This window comes from Streptomyces sp. NBC_00654 (assembly GCF_026341775.1).
Taxonomy (GTDB): Bacteria; Actinomycetota; Actinomycetes; order Streptomycetales; family Streptomycetaceae; genus Streptomyces.
The window spans coordinates 35,983-51,743 of record NZ_JAPEOB010000001.1; the positions used below are offsets into that span (position 1 = coordinate 35,983).

At 70.5% G+C, this 15,761-nt stretch carries 10 protein-coding genes and 3 CRISPR repeat arrays (1 of these 13 running past the window's edge); of the genes, 7 read left to right on the plus strand and 3 right to left on the minus strand.

Going from position 1 to position 15,761, the window contains the following annotated elements; translation table 11 throughout:
• Positions 1-93: direct repeats of the CRISPR family, unit length 29 nt (it extends 1,570 nt beyond the left edge of the window).
• Positions 94-557: 464 nt separating this feature from the next.
• The 7 genes from casA (at position 558) to cas2e (ending at position 10,089) form a co-directional block, all read left to right on the plus strand.
• Positions 558-5,159: a type I-E CRISPR-associated protein Cse1/CasA gene (gene casA / locus OHA98_RS00170; protein WP_266922043.1), complete on the plus strand. Its 4,602-nt coding sequence runs from the start codon at positions 558-560 to the stop codon at positions 5,157-5,159.
• Positions 5,160-5,206: 47 nt separating this feature from the next.
• Positions 5,207-5,971 carry a type I-E CRISPR-associated protein Cse2/CasB gene (casB, locus tag OHA98_RS00175; RefSeq protein ID WP_266922044.1) on the plus strand — a complete coding sequence of 255 codons (765 nt, stop codon included), beginning with the start codon at positions 5,207-5,209 and terminating at the stop codon, positions 5,969-5,971.
• 114 nt (positions 5,972-6,085) lie between these two features.
• On the plus strand, positions 6,086-7,330 hold the full coding sequence (gene cas7e, locus OHA98_RS00180) for a type I-E CRISPR-associated protein Cas7/Cse4/CasC (protein WP_266922045.1): 1,245 nt from the start codon (positions 6,086-6,088) through the stop codon (positions 7,328-7,330).
• Positions 7,327-8,046 carry a type I-E CRISPR-associated protein Cas5/CasD gene (cas5e, locus tag OHA98_RS00185; protein WP_266922046.1) on the plus strand — a complete coding sequence of 240 codons (720 nt, stop codon included), beginning with the start codon at positions 7,327-7,329 and terminating at the stop codon, positions 8,044-8,046. Before cas7e ends, cas5e begins: the two co-directional genes overlap by 4 nt.
• The gene (gene cas6e, locus OHA98_RS00190) at positions 8,046-8,771 is read left to right on the plus strand and encodes a type I-E CRISPR-associated protein Cas6/Cse3/CasE (RefSeq protein WP_266922047.1); all 726 of its coding nucleotides are present in this window, start codon (positions 8,046-8,048) and stop codon (positions 8,769-8,771) included. Before cas5e ends, cas6e begins: the two co-directional genes overlap by 1 nt.
• Entirely contained in the window at positions 8,768-9,727 is a 960-nt protein-coding gene (gene cas1e, locus OHA98_RS00195; RefSeq protein ID WP_266922048.1) for a type I-E CRISPR-associated endonuclease Cas1e, read from the plus strand. Before cas6e ends, cas1e begins: the two co-directional genes overlap by 4 nt.
• Complete coding sequence (gene cas2e, locus OHA98_RS00200; protein WP_266922049.1) at positions 9,724-10,089, plus strand: type I-E CRISPR-associated endoribonuclease Cas2e; 366 nt, start codon at positions 9,724-9,726, stop codon at positions 10,087-10,089. The genes cas1e and cas2e overlap by 4 nt, the downstream gene beginning before the upstream one ends.
• 138 nt (positions 10,090-10,227) lie before the next feature.
• A CRISPR array of direct repeats spans positions 10,228-11,723; the repeat unit is 29 nt; unit sequence GTGGTCCCCGCGCGTGCGGGGTTGGTCCC.
• Between the two features lie 214 nt (positions 11,724-11,937).
• On the opposite strand, the gene istB is transcribed toward cas2e, so the two are convergent.
• From istB to OHA98_RS00215, 3 genes are all read right to left on the minus strand, one after another.
• Entirely contained in the window at positions 11,938-12,777 is an 840-nt protein-coding gene (istB, locus tag OHA98_RS00205) for an IS21-like element helper ATPase IstB (protein WP_266922050.1), read from the minus strand.
• Entirely contained in the window at positions 12,777-14,075 is a 1,299-nt protein-coding gene (gene istA, locus OHA98_RS00210) for an IS21 family transposase (RefSeq protein ID WP_266922051.1), read from the minus strand. The genes istB and istA overlap by 1 nt, the downstream gene beginning before the upstream one ends.
• Positions 14,076-14,181: 106 nt before the next feature.
• A CRISPR array of direct repeats spans positions 14,182-15,124; the repeat unit is 29 nt; unit sequence GTGGTCCCCGCGCGTGCGGGGTTGGTCCC.
• A gap of 118 nt (positions 15,125-15,242) precedes the next feature.
• Positions 15,243-15,728 (minus strand): carboxymuconolactone decarboxylase family protein, encoded by a 486-nt coding sequence (locus tag OHA98_RS00215; protein ID WP_266922052.1) that lies wholly within the window; start codon positions 15,726-15,728, stop codon positions 15,243-15,245.
• Positions 15,729-15,761: the final 33 nt, after the last annotated feature.

Sequence of the window (15,761 nt, forward strand, 5' to 3'; positions counted from 1 at the left end):
GGAGTGGTCCCCGCGCATGCGGGTTTGTTCCCGCCTCCAGCGCCGTCATGGGGATGAGCTGGAAGTGGTCCCCGCGCATGCGGGGTTGGTCCTGGCCACCAGTTCGCGTCGAGGGCGTCGTCGTTGGGGGTGGTCCCATGCCGATGTTCGTGGGGATGGTGTGGAGCCGGATGGTCCCCGCGTACGCGGGGGTGGTCCCTGGTCCGCGCGCCCCTGCGCCTATTCGATCTGGTGGTCCCCGCGCACGCGCGGTTGATCCCTCGTACGGGATCCAGAGTTCCGGTGATCACCGCCAAGTTCCCGCACAAGCTGCGCCGGCGCCCGACGTCAGGGGCGTGTACTACTCGCTGAGCTCCCGAACAGGGGCCCAAGCACGACACACCCAGCACATCAGCCCAGAGACACAGACGTGACGAATCGAGCAATCACAGTCCCCAGACGGTCAATTCCCACCCTGCACACGAAGACTCCCATGACCAACACGTCACCTTCGGTCATTTCTCACCCATTTTCGAACAGCTCACCCCACCTCGCACCACGCCCTATCGAATAGCCCCATGCCCAGCGATCTTCCCGAATGCCCCACCGCCTACGCCGAGTTGTCCGCCGCATCCCGGACCGCCTGGGGCAAGCACGACCGGAAGACCGAGCAGTGGCTGCCCTTGTGGCGGCACATGGCGGACAGTGCCGCGGTCGCCGGGAAGCTGTGGGACGCGTGGGTGCCCGCGAATGTGAAGGCGCTCGTCGCGGAGGTGTTCCCGCGCGGGGCCGCCGATGCCCGGCAGGTTGCCGTCTATCTGGCCTGTGTCCATGACATCGGGAAGGCCACCCCCGCCTTCGCCTGCCAGGTGGACGGGCTCGCCGACCGGATGCGGCAGGCCGGGCTCGACATGCCGTACGAGAAGCAGTTCGGCGTGGACCGCAGGATGGCCCCGCACGGGCTGGCCGGACAGTTGCTCCTCCAGGAGTGGCTGGGCGAGCGGTTCGGTTGGAGTGGGCGGGTTTCCGGGCAGTTCGCCGTCGTAGCGGGTGGGCATCACGGGACGCCGCCGGATCATCAGCAGATCCATGATCTCGGTCTTCACCCACGGCTGTTGCGCACCCGGGGCGACAGCGAGGATGCCTGGCGCTCGGTGCAGTACGAGCTGATGGACGCGTGTGCACGACGGGCCGGGGTGGAGGAGCGGTTCGCGGCCTGGGGCTCCGTACGGCTGCCCCAGCCGGTGCAGGTGGTGCTCACGGCGATCGTGATCGTCTCGGACTGGATCGCCAGCGCGTCCGAGCTGTTCCCGTACGAGCCGTCCTCCTGGTCGCCACTCGGGGCCATGGGCGAGGCCCGACGGCTCGGTGCCGCCTGGGCCGGGCTCGATCTGCCCGGACCGTGGGTGGCGGCACAACCGGACGGCACAGCAGCCGAGTTGTTCCGGGAACGGTTCGACCTGCCGGACGGCGCCGGGATCAGGCCCGTACAGGAGGCAGCCGTACGGGTGGCCCGGCAGATGCCTCCCGCCGGGTTGCTGATCGTCGAAGCGCCCATGGGCGAAGGCAAGACCGAGGCGGCCTTCGCAGCGGCGGAGATCCTGGCGGCCAGGACCGGGGCCGGGGGCTGTCTGGTGGCCCTGCCTACGCGGGCGACCGGGGACGCGATGTTCCCGCGGTTGCTGAGCTGGCTCGCGCGGCTCCCTGCGGACGGCCCCCGGTCCGTGGTACTCGCCCACGCCAAGGCCGCCCTCAACGAGGTCTGGTCCGGGATGACGCGGGCCGGTCACCGTACGATCGCCGCCGTCGAGTTGGACGCCCCGGACGCCGCCGTGTCCCGCGCCGGAGCCGCCGATCCGTCCCACCCCTCCGAACTGCACGCCCACCAGTGGCTGCGCGGCCGGAAGAAGGCGCTGCTCGCCTCATTCGCCGTGGGCACCATCGACCAGGTGCTCTTCGCCGGGCTCAAGAGCCGGCACCTGGCGCTGCGGCATCTGGCGGTCGCGGGCAAGGTCGTCATCATCGACGAGGTGCACGCCTACGACGCGTACATGAACGCCTATCTCGACCGCGTACTGGAGTGGCTGGCGGCCTACCGGGTGCCCGTCGTGATGCTCTCCGCGACGCTTCCGGCGAAGCGGCGCAGGGAACTGGCCGCCGCGTACGCCGGTGAGGAGACGGGCGAGCTCGCCGACGCCCTGAACCTCCCCGACGACGCCTACCCCCTCCTCACCGCCGCCGCGCCCGGCGGAGCCGTCCTGACCGCGCGCCCCGAACCAGCGTCGGGGCGCCGTACCGAAGTGACGCTCGAACGTCTCGACGACGACCCTTCACGGCTCGTGGAGCGACTGGCCGACGAGCTCCGGGACGGCGGGTGCGCACTGGTCGTACGCAACACAGTCGACCGGGTACTGGAGGCGGCCGAGCACTTGCGTGCGTACTTCGGCCCGGACGCCGTGACCGTGGCGCACTCGCGGTTCCTGGCGGCCGACCGGGCGCGCAAGGACACCGACCTGCGCGAGAGGTTCGGACCCGGGGGCGGCCGGCCCGCCGGGCCGCACATCGTCGTGGCCAGCCAGGTCGTCGAACAGTCGCTGGACATCGACTTCGACCTCCTGGTCACCGACCTCGCCCCCGTCGACCTGATGCTCCAGCGCATGGGGCGGCTGCACCGCCACCCACGTACCCGCCCGCCCCGGCTCGTACGGGCCCGTTGCCTGGTGACGGGTGTGGCGGACTGGAGCGCCGACCCGCCCGAACCCGTACGCGGCTCGCTCGCCGTCTACCAGGGGCCGCACACGCTGCTCCGGGCGCTGGCCGTGCTCGGGCCGCATCTCGACGGAGCCCCGGTGGTGCTGCCGGACCACATCAGCCCGCTGGTCCAGGCCGCGTACGACGAGCGGCCTGTCGGCCCGGACCGGTGGGCTCCCGTGCTGGCCGATGCCCGGCGTGCGTACGCGACCCGGCTCGCCGACAAACAGGAGCGCGCGGATGTGTTCCGGCTCGGTCCGGTACGCAGGGCGGGGCGGCCCGTAGTCGGCTGGCTGGACGGCAACGCGGGAGACGCCGACGACAGCCGCAGTGGACGGGCTCAGGTACGCGACAGCGAGGAGACCCTTGAGGTGCTGGTCGTCCAACGGCACGAGGACGGCCGGCTGACCACCGTGGGCTGGCTCGACGGCGGGCGCGGCGGACTGGACCTCCCGGAGCACGCGCCTCCGACACGCCAGGCCGCCGAAGCGGTGGCCGCGAGCGCACTGACGCTTCCTCGGCCGCTCACCCATCCGGGTGCAATCGACAGGACCATCGCGGAGCTTGAGCGATGGGTGGTTCCGGCCTGGCAGGTGAAGGAATGCCCCTGGCTGGCCGGCGAACTGCTGCTCGTCCTCGACGAGGAGTGCCGGACCCGCCTGTCAGGCTTCGAACTCCACTACAGCTCGGCCGACGGACTCCGTGTGACCGCCGTCGGCGCGCCCAAGGCAAAGGGACCCGACCCCATGACGCCGCCCTCCTTCGATCTCGTCTCCCGGCCCTGGCTGCCCGTACAGCGCAAGGACGGAACCACCGCCGAACTGTCGCTCCTGGAGGTCTTCGCCCAGGCGGGCAGCGTACGACGGCTGGTGGGTGATCTTCCCACCCAGGAACTGGCCCTGCTGCGACTGCTGTTGGCGATCCTGTACGACGCCCTCGACGAGGCGGAGGCAGGCGCGGCAGGCGCTCCGGCGGAGCTGGAGGACTGGGAGGAGCTGTGGCGTGCGGAGGATTCGCTCTCCGTCGTCGCCGGGTATCTCGACCGGCACCGCGAGCGCTTCGATCTACTCCACCCCGAGCGCCCGTTCTTCCAGGTCGCCGGGCTGCACACGGAGAAGCACGAGGTCGCCTCGCTGAACCGGATCGTGGCCGACGTACCGAACGGAGAGGCGTTCTTCTCGATGCGCCGGCCAGGTGTGGACCGGCTGGGGCTCGCCGAAGCGGCTCGCTGGCTGGTCCACACCCACGCGTACGACTCGTCCGGCATCAAGTCCGGGATGGAGGGCGATGACCGGGTCAAGGGCGGGAAGGTCTACCCGCAGGGCGTGGGATGGGCGGGCGGTCTCGGCGGCGTCCTCGCGGAAGGCGCCACGCTGCGCGAGACGCTCCTGCTGAACCTGATTCCGACGGGCGAGGGCATCCTGACGGCGGACCGGAAGGCTGATCTGCCCGTCTGGCGTCGCGAGACACCGCCCGGCCCCGGCGTGCTGGAGCACGACCCGTCCGTGCCCCGGCCTGCCGGTCCGCGCGACCTCTACACCTGGCAGTCCCGGCGACTGCTCCTCCACAGCGAGGGCAGCGACGTCACAGGGGTCGTCCTCGGCTACGGAGACCCGCTCGCCCACGCCAACCGGTGGAACGCGGAACCCATGACGGGCTGGCGGCGCAGCCAGGCGCAGGAGAAGAAGTTGGGCCGTCCGCTGGTCTACCTGCCGCGCCAGCACGATCCGAGCCGAGCCGCCTGGCGCGGTCTGGCAAGCCTGCTGTACGCGCAGAAGTCGGACAGCGATACGACGGGCAGGGGGACGGACCAGAGCCGGCCCTCCGGAGTGGTGAGATGGCTGACCCTGCTGACCAGTGAGGACGTCCTCCCGAAGCAGTCGCTGATCCGTACGCGGCTCATCGGTGCGGTGTACGGGACGCAGCAGTCCGTGGTCGACGAGGTGGTCGACGACGGTGTCACCCTGCCAGTCGTCCTGCTCCACCAGGACCGCCCGCTGTACGGCGCGGCCGCGGTCGACGCGGTGGCGGACGCCGAGCGGGCCGTGGCGGCCCTGGGGCAGTTGGCCGGGAATCTGGCACGTGCGGCGGGTTCGGAGCCGGGGCCGCACACGGACACCGCCCGCGATCTGGGGTTCGGGGCGCTGGACGGACCGTACCGGCAGTGGCTGGCGGGGCTCGGGGCGGCACAGGACCCGGAAGCCGCACGCGTCGCGTGGCAGGCCGTCGCCCGCCGGATCGTTCTGGACCTCGGCCGTCAGCTGCTCGACACGGCGGGGCGGGCCGCGGCAGAGGGGCGGGTGGTGGAGCTTCCCCGCGTCGGCAAGCGCTGGGTGGACAGCTCGCGGGCGGACCTGTGGTTCCGGACCCGGATCAACCAGGTGCTGCCGAAGCCCCCACCGGACCCGCCCGCTCCCCCGGCCTCCTAGCCCCAGCCCCCCGCGCCAGCCCGACGAAGCCCCTTGGACGGAACCGTATGACCACGACGACGACCGGCGCAGCCGCCGAAGGCTCCTCCCCCGTTACAGACGGCCCAGCCGAGGCGCCTTCGGAACACGGCCTGGTCGCGCAGGCGACAGGCCAGTACATCGCGCGCCTTCAGCCGCGGTACCTCAAGGACAACCCGGCGGCCGTGTCGGAGCTCGCCCGACTGCGGCGCGGGGCAGGCAAGCGGGTGCACCAGGTGCAGGACCTGTGGGGAGTCGGCGGCCTGGAGGAACTGGCCCGGCTGCTCGCGGACCGGCCGGACTTCCACCGCCGGGAGGACGCCGAGGAGGCGGTCTTTCTCGCTTCGACGCTTTGGGCACTGCACCAGCAGTCCGGGCGCGATCACGGCATGTACCAGAGAAGGCAGACCCTGGGCGGCGCGGTGCGCACCCTGATGCGGCTGGACAGCGGGCCGGGCGCCGACGAGGAGAGGGACTCTCCGCTACGTACACGACTGGTCCGAGTCGGTACCGCCGAGTCGGTCGAGTCTGTCGCCGTACGGCTGAGGGAGATCGTTCTTCTCCTGCGCGGAGCACAAGTGCCGCTCGACTACGCCCGCCTGGCCGGTCAGCTCTACCGCTGGCAGTCCCGGCCGGGGCGTGCCGGTGTGCAACGGGAATGGGGGCGCGAGTTCCATCTCGCCGCCGCTCCTCGCGCCAAGGCCAAGGACACCGAAGCCCCGGACGGCGGTGACGCGATCGATCTGTCGCTGAGCGTGGATGAGGAGTACGGCGGCTACGCCTCCGGGGAGTGAGGCATCCGCCCCGCTCCCCCGTCCGATGTGTCCCCCCTCTCCCTTCTCGCCCGCCCCGATCCTCCTCCCCGACACCGCATCCCGAACACTTCTACACAGAGGAACTGAGTACGCGTGACCAGGACGATCCTTGACATCCACATCCTCCAGACCGTCCCGCCGAGCAACCTGAACAGGGACGACACCGGTACGCCCAAATCCGCGACGTACGGGGGCGTACGACGGTCACGGGTATCCAGCCAGGCATGGAAGCGGGCCACGCGCGAGGCGTTCTCGGAGCTGCTGGACACGTCCCAGCTGGGTATCCGGACGAAGAAGGTCGCAGAGGTACTGGCCGGCCGCATTCTCGCCCTCGACCCTTCGCCGACGCGTGCCACGGCCCTGGAGATGGCCGCCGAGACGATGCAGGTGGCAACCGGATCGAAGATCACCGTGCCCACCCGCAAGAACAAGGAGGACGTGGAGGATCCTGCCGGGGAGTCCACGTACCTCATGTTCCTGAGTGGCCGCCAGTTCGACGCTCTCGCGGGACTGGCCGTCGAGGGAGGCAAGGGCGGTGACATCAAGGCTCTCAAGGCCTTCCTCAAGGTCAAGGAGAACAGGGCACGCGCCAAACAGTTGGCGGGCACCGAACACTCCGTGGACATCGCGCTGTTCGGGCGAATGGTCGCGGACTCGACCGACCTCAACGTGGACGCCGCGGCCCAGGTCGCCCACGCCCTGAGCGTGCACGCGGTGGAGGTCGAGTCGGACTACTACACGGCGGTCGACGACAGGAACACGGACGCCGAGGCAGGTGCCGGGATGATCGGCTCCATCGACTTCAACTCGGCGACCCTCTACCGGTACGCGGCGGTCGATGTCGACCAACTGCAGAGGAATCTGGGCACCGGACAGCGCGAGGACCGGCCCGTGGAGCCCACGCGGCAAGCGGTCACCGCCTTCCTCGAAAGCTTTATCACCTCGCTCCCGACCGGGAAGATCAATACCTTCGCCAACCAGACCCTGCCGACCGCGGTGATCGTCAAGGTCCGCTCGCGGCGGCCGGTCAGTTACGTCGCGGCCTTCGAGAAGCCCGTCGGCATGGGCAAGGGCGGCGGCTTCCTCCAGAAGAGCTGCGAGCGGCTCGCCACGTTCGTACCCGGGCTGGAGAGCAGTTATGGGCTGGCCGACAGCGGGCAGGGCTGGGTGCTCCGGATGGGCGAGGAGACTGCGGCACTGGCAGCACTCGGGGCCGAGGTGAACCTGTCCGGACTGCTGTCTGCTGTGGGGGACGCCGTGGAGGCGAGGCTGACCCCGGAGGTCCCGGCCGCCCGGCAGAGCGGGGACCCGGCCCTCGCCGCGGAGACCGGGGCATGAGCGTGCTGCTGCTGCGGCTCGCGGGTCCCCTCCAGTCCTGGGGGTCCGCAGCCCGGTTCACGCGCCGCACGACAGAGAACGCACCGACGAAGAGCGGGATCATCGGTCTCCTCGCCGCAGCCCAGGGTCGTGGGCGGGACGCCGACCTCGCCGATCTGGCAGCCCTGGAGTTCGGTGTCCGGATCGATCAGCCGGGCACGCGGCTCCGCGACTTCCAGACCGCGCACCACGGCGACACGGACAAGGCCATGCCGTTGTCGGAACGCTTCTACCTCGCGGACGCGGTGTTCGTGGCGGGTGTGAGCGGCGAGGCCGCGCTGATGCAACGGCTGTACGAGGCGTTGCTGGAGCCCGTGTTCCTGCCCTATCTCGGGCGGCGTTCCTGCCCGCCCGCGCAGCCGATCCCGATCGGGGAGCCGTTGGCATCAAGCCTCGAACAGGCCCTGCGCGACGCGGAATGGGAAGCGTCCGACTGGTACAAGGACCGCCTCGCGGCCACGTGCCGCCCTGACGGGGAGGAGCTCGGTCTCCATCTGGACTGCCCGCCCGGCCAGGAGCCGGACATCACGCTGCGCGACCTGCCCCTGAGCTTCGATCCCCGCAACCGGCGGTACGCGCTGCGGGGCGTCCACAGCAGAACCGTCCCCCGGCCCGCCGCACCACCGGCCCACGAACCGACCGCCCTGCTCCCGCCCGTCACACCGAGGACCGACTGATGTACCTCACCCGCTTCCGAGTGAACACCGGCCGGTCAGATGCCCGGCAACTGCTCGGCTCGCCGCATCGCCTGCACGGGGCGGTGAACATGTCCTTCCCCACCCCTCCGCCCCGGGACGGGTCAGGCCCCCGGGTGCTGTGGCGGGTGGACCGGAACGGAACCTCCGAGACGCTCCTGTACATCACCGGTCCCACCCGCCCCGATCTGACGCACCTCGTCGAACAGGCCGGCTGGCCCGCCTCGGACGAACCCGGCTGGACGACGTTCGCGTACGAGCAGTTCCTCTCCACGCTCCACGCCGGGGACACCTGGGGGTTCAGGCTCACGGCGAACCCCGTCCACAACATCCGCCACCCGTTCCTCAAGGAGGGCGAACGCACGAAACGCGCCGCCCACCGGACCACGCTGCACCAGATGCGGTGGCTGCTCCAACGGCAGGAGACATCGGGCTTCGAGATCGTCCAGAAGCCGGTGGAGCGCCGGCTCCTGGAGCAGGGCGACGAGCACGAGCTGATCGTCCGAGACCGGATCCCCCTCCAGTTCCACCGGCCCCCGGCCAAGCCGAGCCGCAACGACGTACAGATCACCAAGGTCACGTTCGACGGCCGCCTGCGCGTCACCGAACCGGAGCGCTTCCGCCGTACGCTCACCCACGGCCTGGGCAAGGCCAAGGCGTACGGCTGCGGTCTGATGACCCTGGCACCGGTACGGGGGAAGCCATGAGCACCGTCAGCCGCCGGGGTGCCTCCTCGCCCCGGGAACTCACGCGGGTCGGCGACCGGCTCTCGTTCGTCTATCTGGAGCGGTGCACCGTGCACCGGGACTCCAACGCGATCACGGCGGAGGACGCGGACGGCGTCACCCACATCCCGTCCGCCACGATCGGCACCCTCCTGCTCGGCCCGGGAACCCGCGTCACCCACCAGGCGATGGCTCTCCTGGGCGACAGCGGCGCGGGCGTGGCGTGGGTCGGTGAGCACGGAGTGCGGTATTACGCGGGCGGCCGGGCCCTGACACGTTCCTCGGGCCTGATCGAGGCACAGGCCACGGCCTGGGCGAACCGTCGCACCCGGCTGAACGTGGCACGCGCCATGTACCGCCTGCGTTTCCCGGGCGAGGACACGGCGGGAAAGACCCGGCAGGACCTCCTCAGGATGGAGGGCCGGCGCCTGAAGGACTGCTACCGGCAGGAGTCGCTGCGCACCGGCGTCCCGTGGCGCCGACGCGAGTACCACCGCGACGACTTCTCGGCGGGCGACGCCCCCAACCAGGCCATCACCGCAGCGGCTCAGTGCATGTACGGGGTCTCCCACTCCGTCGTCGTGGCCCTCGGCTGCTCTCCGGGCCTGGGCTTCGTCCACTCGGGGCACGAGCGCTCGTTCGTCATGGACGTGGCCGACTTCTACAAGACGGAGATCGCCATCCCAGCCGCCTTCGACGCGGCGGTCGAGGGAAAGGACGACATCGCGGCCCGGACCCGCCGGATGCTCCGGGACAGCATCAACCGGACCGGCCTCCTCGACCGCTGCGTAAGGGACATCAAGGACCTGCTGGGCTGGGACGGCAAACGCGACACAAGTGAGGCAGGGGGCGAGACACAGGACCGCGTCACGCTCCAGTCCGACGGAGACCTCCACGTCGAGAGCGGCCACAACTACGGAGACGAGCCCCTCTGGTGACCGTCATCGTTCTCACCAACTGCCCGGTCGGCCTGCGTGGTTTCCTCACCCGCTGGCTACTGGAGATCTCGCCCGGCGTCTTCCTGGGCGCCCCCACGACCCGTATCCGCGAAATCCTGTGGAACGAGGTACGCCAGTACGCGGGCCAGGGCCGCGCGCTGCTGGCCTACCAGACGAATACGGAACAGGGCTACGCGTTCGAAACCCACGATCACGCCTGGCACCCCACGGACCACGAGGGCCTCACCCTGATCCGCCGCCCGAACACGAACGCACCTCGCGCCACGAAGAAACCGGCGGACGTGCCCCGCCAGGGCTGGAGCAAGGCGTCGAAGCGGCGGAAGTTCGGGGGCGGTAGGTGAGTAGGTGGGTGGATGAATAGTGTTGCGGGAGAGAGGTACTTCGTACCTCCCGAATCAACAGCAAGGCCCCATATGCCGGAATTTGAGGAAGTAAGCAAAAACAGCCGCCTCGCTCCCTGAACGTGCAGGTCAGGGCCTGTGGTCCCCGCGCGTGCGGGGTTGGTCCCGTCCTTCTGGCTGCCGAGACCCTGCGCGTAGAGTGGTCCCCGCGCGTGCGGGGTTGGTCCCGCGATGACGTACGGGCGGGACACAGAGCTACGGTGGTCCCCGCGCGTGCGGGGTTGGTCCCTCCTCGACGCCGGCGCCCGGGGTCGAGCGGGAGTGGTCCCCGCGCGTGCGGGGTTGGTCCCCGAGTGCCCGTCCTCGACCGGCAGGTTCAGGGGTGGTCCCCGCGCGTGCGGGGTTGGTCCCACGTTCACGCACACGACGGCCCGGCCGCTGACGTGGTCCCCGCGCGTGCGGGGTTGGTCCCCGGATCCAGGCCCGGCAGACCGGGCACGCCGTGGTGGTCCCCGCGCGTGCGGGGTTGGTCCCAGGACCACGACCGTCGCGACGGCAGCCGCGGGGTGGTCCCCGCGCGTGCGGGGTTGGTCCCCGTTTCCCGACGCGCCGCACCTGGACCGTGCGGTGGTCCCCGCGCGTGCGGGGTTGGTCCACTACAGAATTGAACCCTAGGAAACAAGGAGCGGTGGTCCCCGCGCGTGCGGGGTTGGTCCCCAGACGGTCAAGGGCAAGAAGTCCCGCCCCGGGTGGTCCCCGCGCGTGCGGGGTTGGTCCCAGCAGACCGCCGCGAGCGGACCGTGCAGCGGAGTGGTCCCCGCGCGTGCGGGGTTGGTCCCGCCGGGTCGTCCCGCGACAGCTGCGACACCCGGTGGTCCCCGCGCGTGCGGGGTTGGTCCCGTGCCGCCGGCCGCTCCGGCGACCCCGCCGACGTGGTCCCCGCGCGTGCGGGGTTGGTCCCCTGATTGAGGAGGCTGTACGAGTACGGAAGCAGTGGTCCCCGCGCGTGCGGGGTTGGTCCCGACGCGTGCCCACTCTGCGGGTACTGGACCTGGTGGTCCCCGCGCGTGCGGGGTTGGTCCCCGCCGGGCAACCCGTGGGAGCAACCGGGATCTGTGGTCCCCGCGCGTGCGGGGTTGGTCCCCCTCCTCGCGCATGACGGCTTCCACCTGCCGACGTGGTCCCCGCGCGTGCGGGGTTGGTCCCTCGGCAAGGCCGTGCGGCGCGAGCTGGACGCGGTGGTCCCCGCGCGTGCGGGGTTGGTCCCAGGGCCGCAAGCAGCCGACGGCGGAGTCTTCCGTGGTCCCCGCGCGTGCGGGGTTGGTCCCGCGGTGTACGAGACCGAGTACTCGGTGAGCTGGGTGGTCCCCGCGCGTGCGGGGTTGGTCCTCACTACCCCGCACCGGGAGGTGGCGTGAGACGGTGGTCCCCGCGCGTGCGGGGTTGGTCCCACCTCGTCTGTAGGGAGTTGCAGTGGACTTCGGTGGTCCCCGCGCGTGCGGGGTTGGTCCAGGACAGGTGCGGTCCGGACCGCCGGTCAGCGGGTGGTCCCCGCGCGTGCGGGGTTGGTCCCCGCAGGTACCGGATTCCCGAACCCTGTGACAAGTGGTCCCCGCGCGTGCGGGGTCGTAGAGGGCGCCGAGGTGTGGTCCCCGCGCGTGCGGGGTTGGTCCCCGTACTGATGCATCACTGTCGTGAGGGTCGTGGTGGTCCCCGCGCGTGCGGGGTTGGTCCCGCGGCGTCCAGCGCCTTGCCGCGCATCCACTTGTGGTCCCTGTCGGCAACGGCCGAATTTGAGGCCAGTTTGGGCGGTTGAATTGTGGGCCGTTTTGCGGTCTTGGTTGGTTGTCAGTCGTTGTCGGTGGGGGTGGGGACGCGGCCGAGTTTTCGTCCTCGCATGCGGTAGGACTCGCCTTTGAGGGAGTGGACCTCTGCGTGGTGGACGAGCCGGTCGATCATGGCGGCGGCCACGGTCTCGTCGCCGAAGACTTCTCCCCAGCGTCCGAAGGGCTTGTTGCTCGTGACGATCACACTCGCTCTCTCGTAGCGGTTGGCGATCAGCTGGAAGAAGAGGTTGGCCGCTTCGGCTTCGAAGGGGATGTATCCCACCTCGTCGATCACGATCAGCGGGTAGCGGCCGAGTTTGACCAGTTCTTCCTGGAGTTGCCCGGAGCGGCGGGCTGCGGCGAGGCGGTCCACCCATTGGGAAGCGGTGGCGAAGGCCACGCGGTGTCCGCTCTGGCAGGCCCGGACGGCGAGGCCGGTGGCGATGTGGGTCTTGCCGGTTCCGGGCGGGCCGAGGAAGACCACATTCTCTTTGCCCGTTATGAAGTCCAGTGTGCCCAGATGCGCGAGCTGTTGTCGCGTCAGACCGCGCAGATGGGCGACATCGAGTTCCTCGATGGTCTTGATCGCGGGGAAGTGGGCAGCCCGGGTGCGGCCCTCGCCGCCGTGGCTGTCGCGGGCGGACACCTCGCGTTGCAGGCAGGCGACCAGGTATTCGGTGTGGGTCCAGGACTCGGCGCGGGCGCGTTCGGCCAGACGTTCGGCGGCGTCCAGCAGGGTGGGTGCCTTCATCGCGCGGGCGAGAAATGCCAGGTCCGAGGCAGTCTGATGGCCGGTGGGCGCTGTTTTGTCCGCGGTTTTCGCCGGGCCTGGCCGGGAGCCGGCCGCTGGGGTGCGGGGCATCAGGTGTCCGCCTCCTCTTTCCCGCCGCCGCCCTCAATGAGGGTGAACATCCGGTCGTAGGTGTCCAGTTCGCGCTGTTCGACTTCGACGCCGAGGTTGTTCGGTGCCAGGGCGGCAGTATGGGCGGTGGCCGCTCGGGCGGCCTGCTGATGCCAGACCTCTCCGCGCAGGAGGCGGGCCGCCTCGGCGTGCTCGGGGTCGGTGAGCGTCTGGTGGCGGGCCCAGCAGCGCGGGTGCCGCGCCACCGTCTCCGTCCCGGCACCGGCGCTGGGGGTATCGGTGAGGGTGACCGTGATGTCCTCGTTGTCCGCACGGACCAGGACGCGGTGACCGATCGCCCGGGGGTGGACGGAATAGTCGCAGGTATCGACCCGGATGTAGTGGTCACGGCCGATGCGGGTCTGAAAGCGCCACCAGTGGGGCGGGGCGACCGGCGGGACCGGGAGCATCTGGGCCCGGTCGGACTCCCAGCGGTCCGTCGGCCGAGCGGCGATTGCACGATGGGTCCTGCGGTTGGCGATCTGCAGCCAGCCGGTGAGCTGGGTGTTGAAATCGTCGGGGCCACTGAACGTCCGCCCGGGCAGGAAACTCGTCTCCAGGTAACCATTCGCGCGTTCCACCAGGCCCTTGGCCTCCGGGTCACGGGGCCGGCACAAGTGGACCTTCACCGCGAGCAGCCCCGCGAACGCCGCGAACTCGGAAGTCAGCTTTCCTCTGCCGATGCCTGCCTCATTGTCCCAGACAAGCGTCCTGGGGACTGCTTGCCAGCCGTCGGCCAGCAGCCGCCAGTGACCGTCGATCAGGTCGCCGGTCTGCCGGGAGGGCAGCATCCGGGCGGTGATCATCCGTGAGTAGCCCGAGACGATGACCAGGACCGGCGGGCGTCCACTCTGGCCGTAGCCGAGGGGGATATCCACCGGCGGAAACCACAAGTCGCACTGCGCGAGCTCACCGGGCTGATAGACCGTCCGCGATACCGGATCCACCGGCAGATACACCGGCCGCAGCTCACGCACCCGGTCCCGCAGGATCGTCAGCCCGCGTTCCCAGCCGATTCGCTCCGCGATCACAGTCACGGGCATGGTCGGGGTCTGCCGCAGCAGCTCCCGGACCGCAGGTTCCACCGCGTCCACCGCAGACCCCTTCGCCGCCCGCCGGTACTGCGGGGGCCGGTCCGAAGCAAGAGCCCGTAGCACCGTGTTCCGTGAAATCCCCAGCTGTCGGGCAACAGCCCGCGCGGACAGTCCTTGAGCCCGGTGCAACCGGCGGATCTCAGCCCAGTCCTCCACAAGGATCACCCTCTCTTCCTCCCGCTCCAGAGACCCTGAAGCCAGAATGATCAAGAGATCGCAGAGTGGCTCACTTTTCATCCGCCGTCCGTGGTATCCATTTCACCCGTTGCCGACAGTCCCCGCGCGTGCGGGGTTGGTCCCGGTGGATTGATTGACCGCGTGGTCACTCCTCGGTGGTCCCCGCGCGTGCGGGGTTGGTCCCCGGCCACCCTCCGGGCTGAGGCTCGGGAAGGTGGTCCCCGCGCGTGCGGGGTTGGTCCCCGCGAGGTAGGCGACGGTGACGTACCGTCCGCGTGGTCCCCGCGCGTGCGGGGTTGGTCCCCTTCCCGTCCGCCCGTCGCCCGTGGTGGAGGTGTGGTCCCCGCGCGTGCGGGGTTGGTCCCCGCCCCTGCTGCCGGGTGATCCCGGCCCACCGAGTGGTCCCCGCGCGTGCGGGGTTGGTCCCCCTCTACCGCGTGTCCACCTGGGCCTTCGCGGGTGGTCCCCGCGCGTGCGGGGTTGGTCCCGCTCTCCGCCAAATCCTTCTTGAAGGACTGCCGTGGTCCCCGCGCGTGCGGGGTTGGTCCCGCGATCGTCACGACCCGGGGAATAGCCGGACAGTGGTCCCCGCGCGTGCGGGGTTGGTCCCGCCACGCCGCCGCCGACAAAGACCTCCTCCTCGTGGTCCCCGCGCGTGCGAGGTTGGTCCCGGCATCCAGTTCGACGTCCTCCAGATGCACCGGTGGTCCCCGCGCGTGCGGGGTTGGTCCCCATCTGACGGCCCAGTGGATGCGGGGCAAGGCGTGGTCCCCGCGCGTGCGGGGTTGGTCCCGTGTGCACCACCGGAACCGGCAGACCCAAAGCGTGGTCCCCGCGCGTACGGGGTTGGTCCCTCCCCAGACGGCAGCGAGGACCAGGAGCAGCGGTGGTCCCCGCGCGTGCGGGGTTGGTCCCGTGCCGCCGGGACCCACTGGGTCCGTCGTGCCGTGGTCCCCGCGCGTGCGGGGTTGGTCCCACCTGGGTTGTCTCGATGAAGACGACATCGTTGTGGTCCCCGCGTATGCGGGGATCCCCGCCCCGCTCCGAGAAACTGCGGCCGGAGCGGGCCGGGGTGAGCCGGGGCAGGCCGGCGGGAGCCGGGGCAGGTCCCCCGCCGGGGGCGGGTAGGCGCCGGGCGGGGGGCTCGCGTGGGGGTCAGTTGAATGCCGCGGCGAACATGCCGGGTTCGTAGGAGCCTCCCTTCTGGTGCACGATCACGGCGAGTCGGTTGGCGGCGTTGATCAGGGCGACCAGGGAGACCAGGGCGGCGATCTGGTCGTCGTCGTAGTGCTTGCGTACCTGGGCCCAGGTCTCGTCGGAGACACCTTGGGCGGCGTCGGCGAGGCGGGTGCCTTCTTCGGTGAGTGCCAGGGCCGCCTGTTCGGCCTCGGTGAACACGGTGGACTCGCGCCAGGCGGCGACCAGGTGGAGCCGGGTCGCGGTTTCGCCGGCTGCCGTGGCCTCCTTGGTGTGCATGTCGATGCACCAGCCGCAGCCGTTGATCTGGCTGGCGCGCAGCGACACCAGCTCCTGGGTGGACGCCGGCAGCGACGACTGCTGGATCACGAGGCCGGTGTTGGCGAACCGCTTGGCGAACTTGGAGGCGATCGGGTTGTCGAACAGGTTGAATCGGGCGGTCATGATCTCGTCCTCACTCGTGGTGTTGCACTGGAC

Bases quoted from the DNA above. Each gene is read 5' to 3' on its own strand.
- casA (WP_266922043.1), top strand. From the start codon at position 558: ATGCCCAGCGATCTTCCCGAATGCCCCACCGCCTACGCCGAGTTGTCC.
- casB (WP_266922044.1), top strand. From the start codon at position 5,207: ATGACCACGACGACGACCGGCGCAGCCGCCGAAGGCTCCTCCCCCGTT.
- cas5e (WP_266922046.1), top strand. From the start codon at position 7,327: ATGAGCGTGCTGCTGCTGCGGCTCGCGGGTCCCCTCCAGTCCTGGGGG.
- cas6e (WP_266922047.1), top strand. From the start codon at position 8,046: ATGTACCTCACCCGCTTCCGAGTGAACACCGGCCGGTCAGATGCCCGG.
- cas1e (WP_266922048.1), top strand. From the start codon at position 8,768: ATGAGCACCGTCAGCCGCCGGGGTGCCTCCTCGCCCCGGGAACTCACG.
- istB (WP_266922050.1), bottom strand. From the start codon at position 12,777: ATGCCCCGCACCCCAGCGGCCGGCTCCCGGCCAGGCCCGGCGAAAACC.
- OHA98_RS00215 (WP_266922052.1), bottom strand. From the start codon at position 15,728: ATGACCGCCCGATTCAACCTGTTCGACAACCCGATCGCCTCCAAGTTC.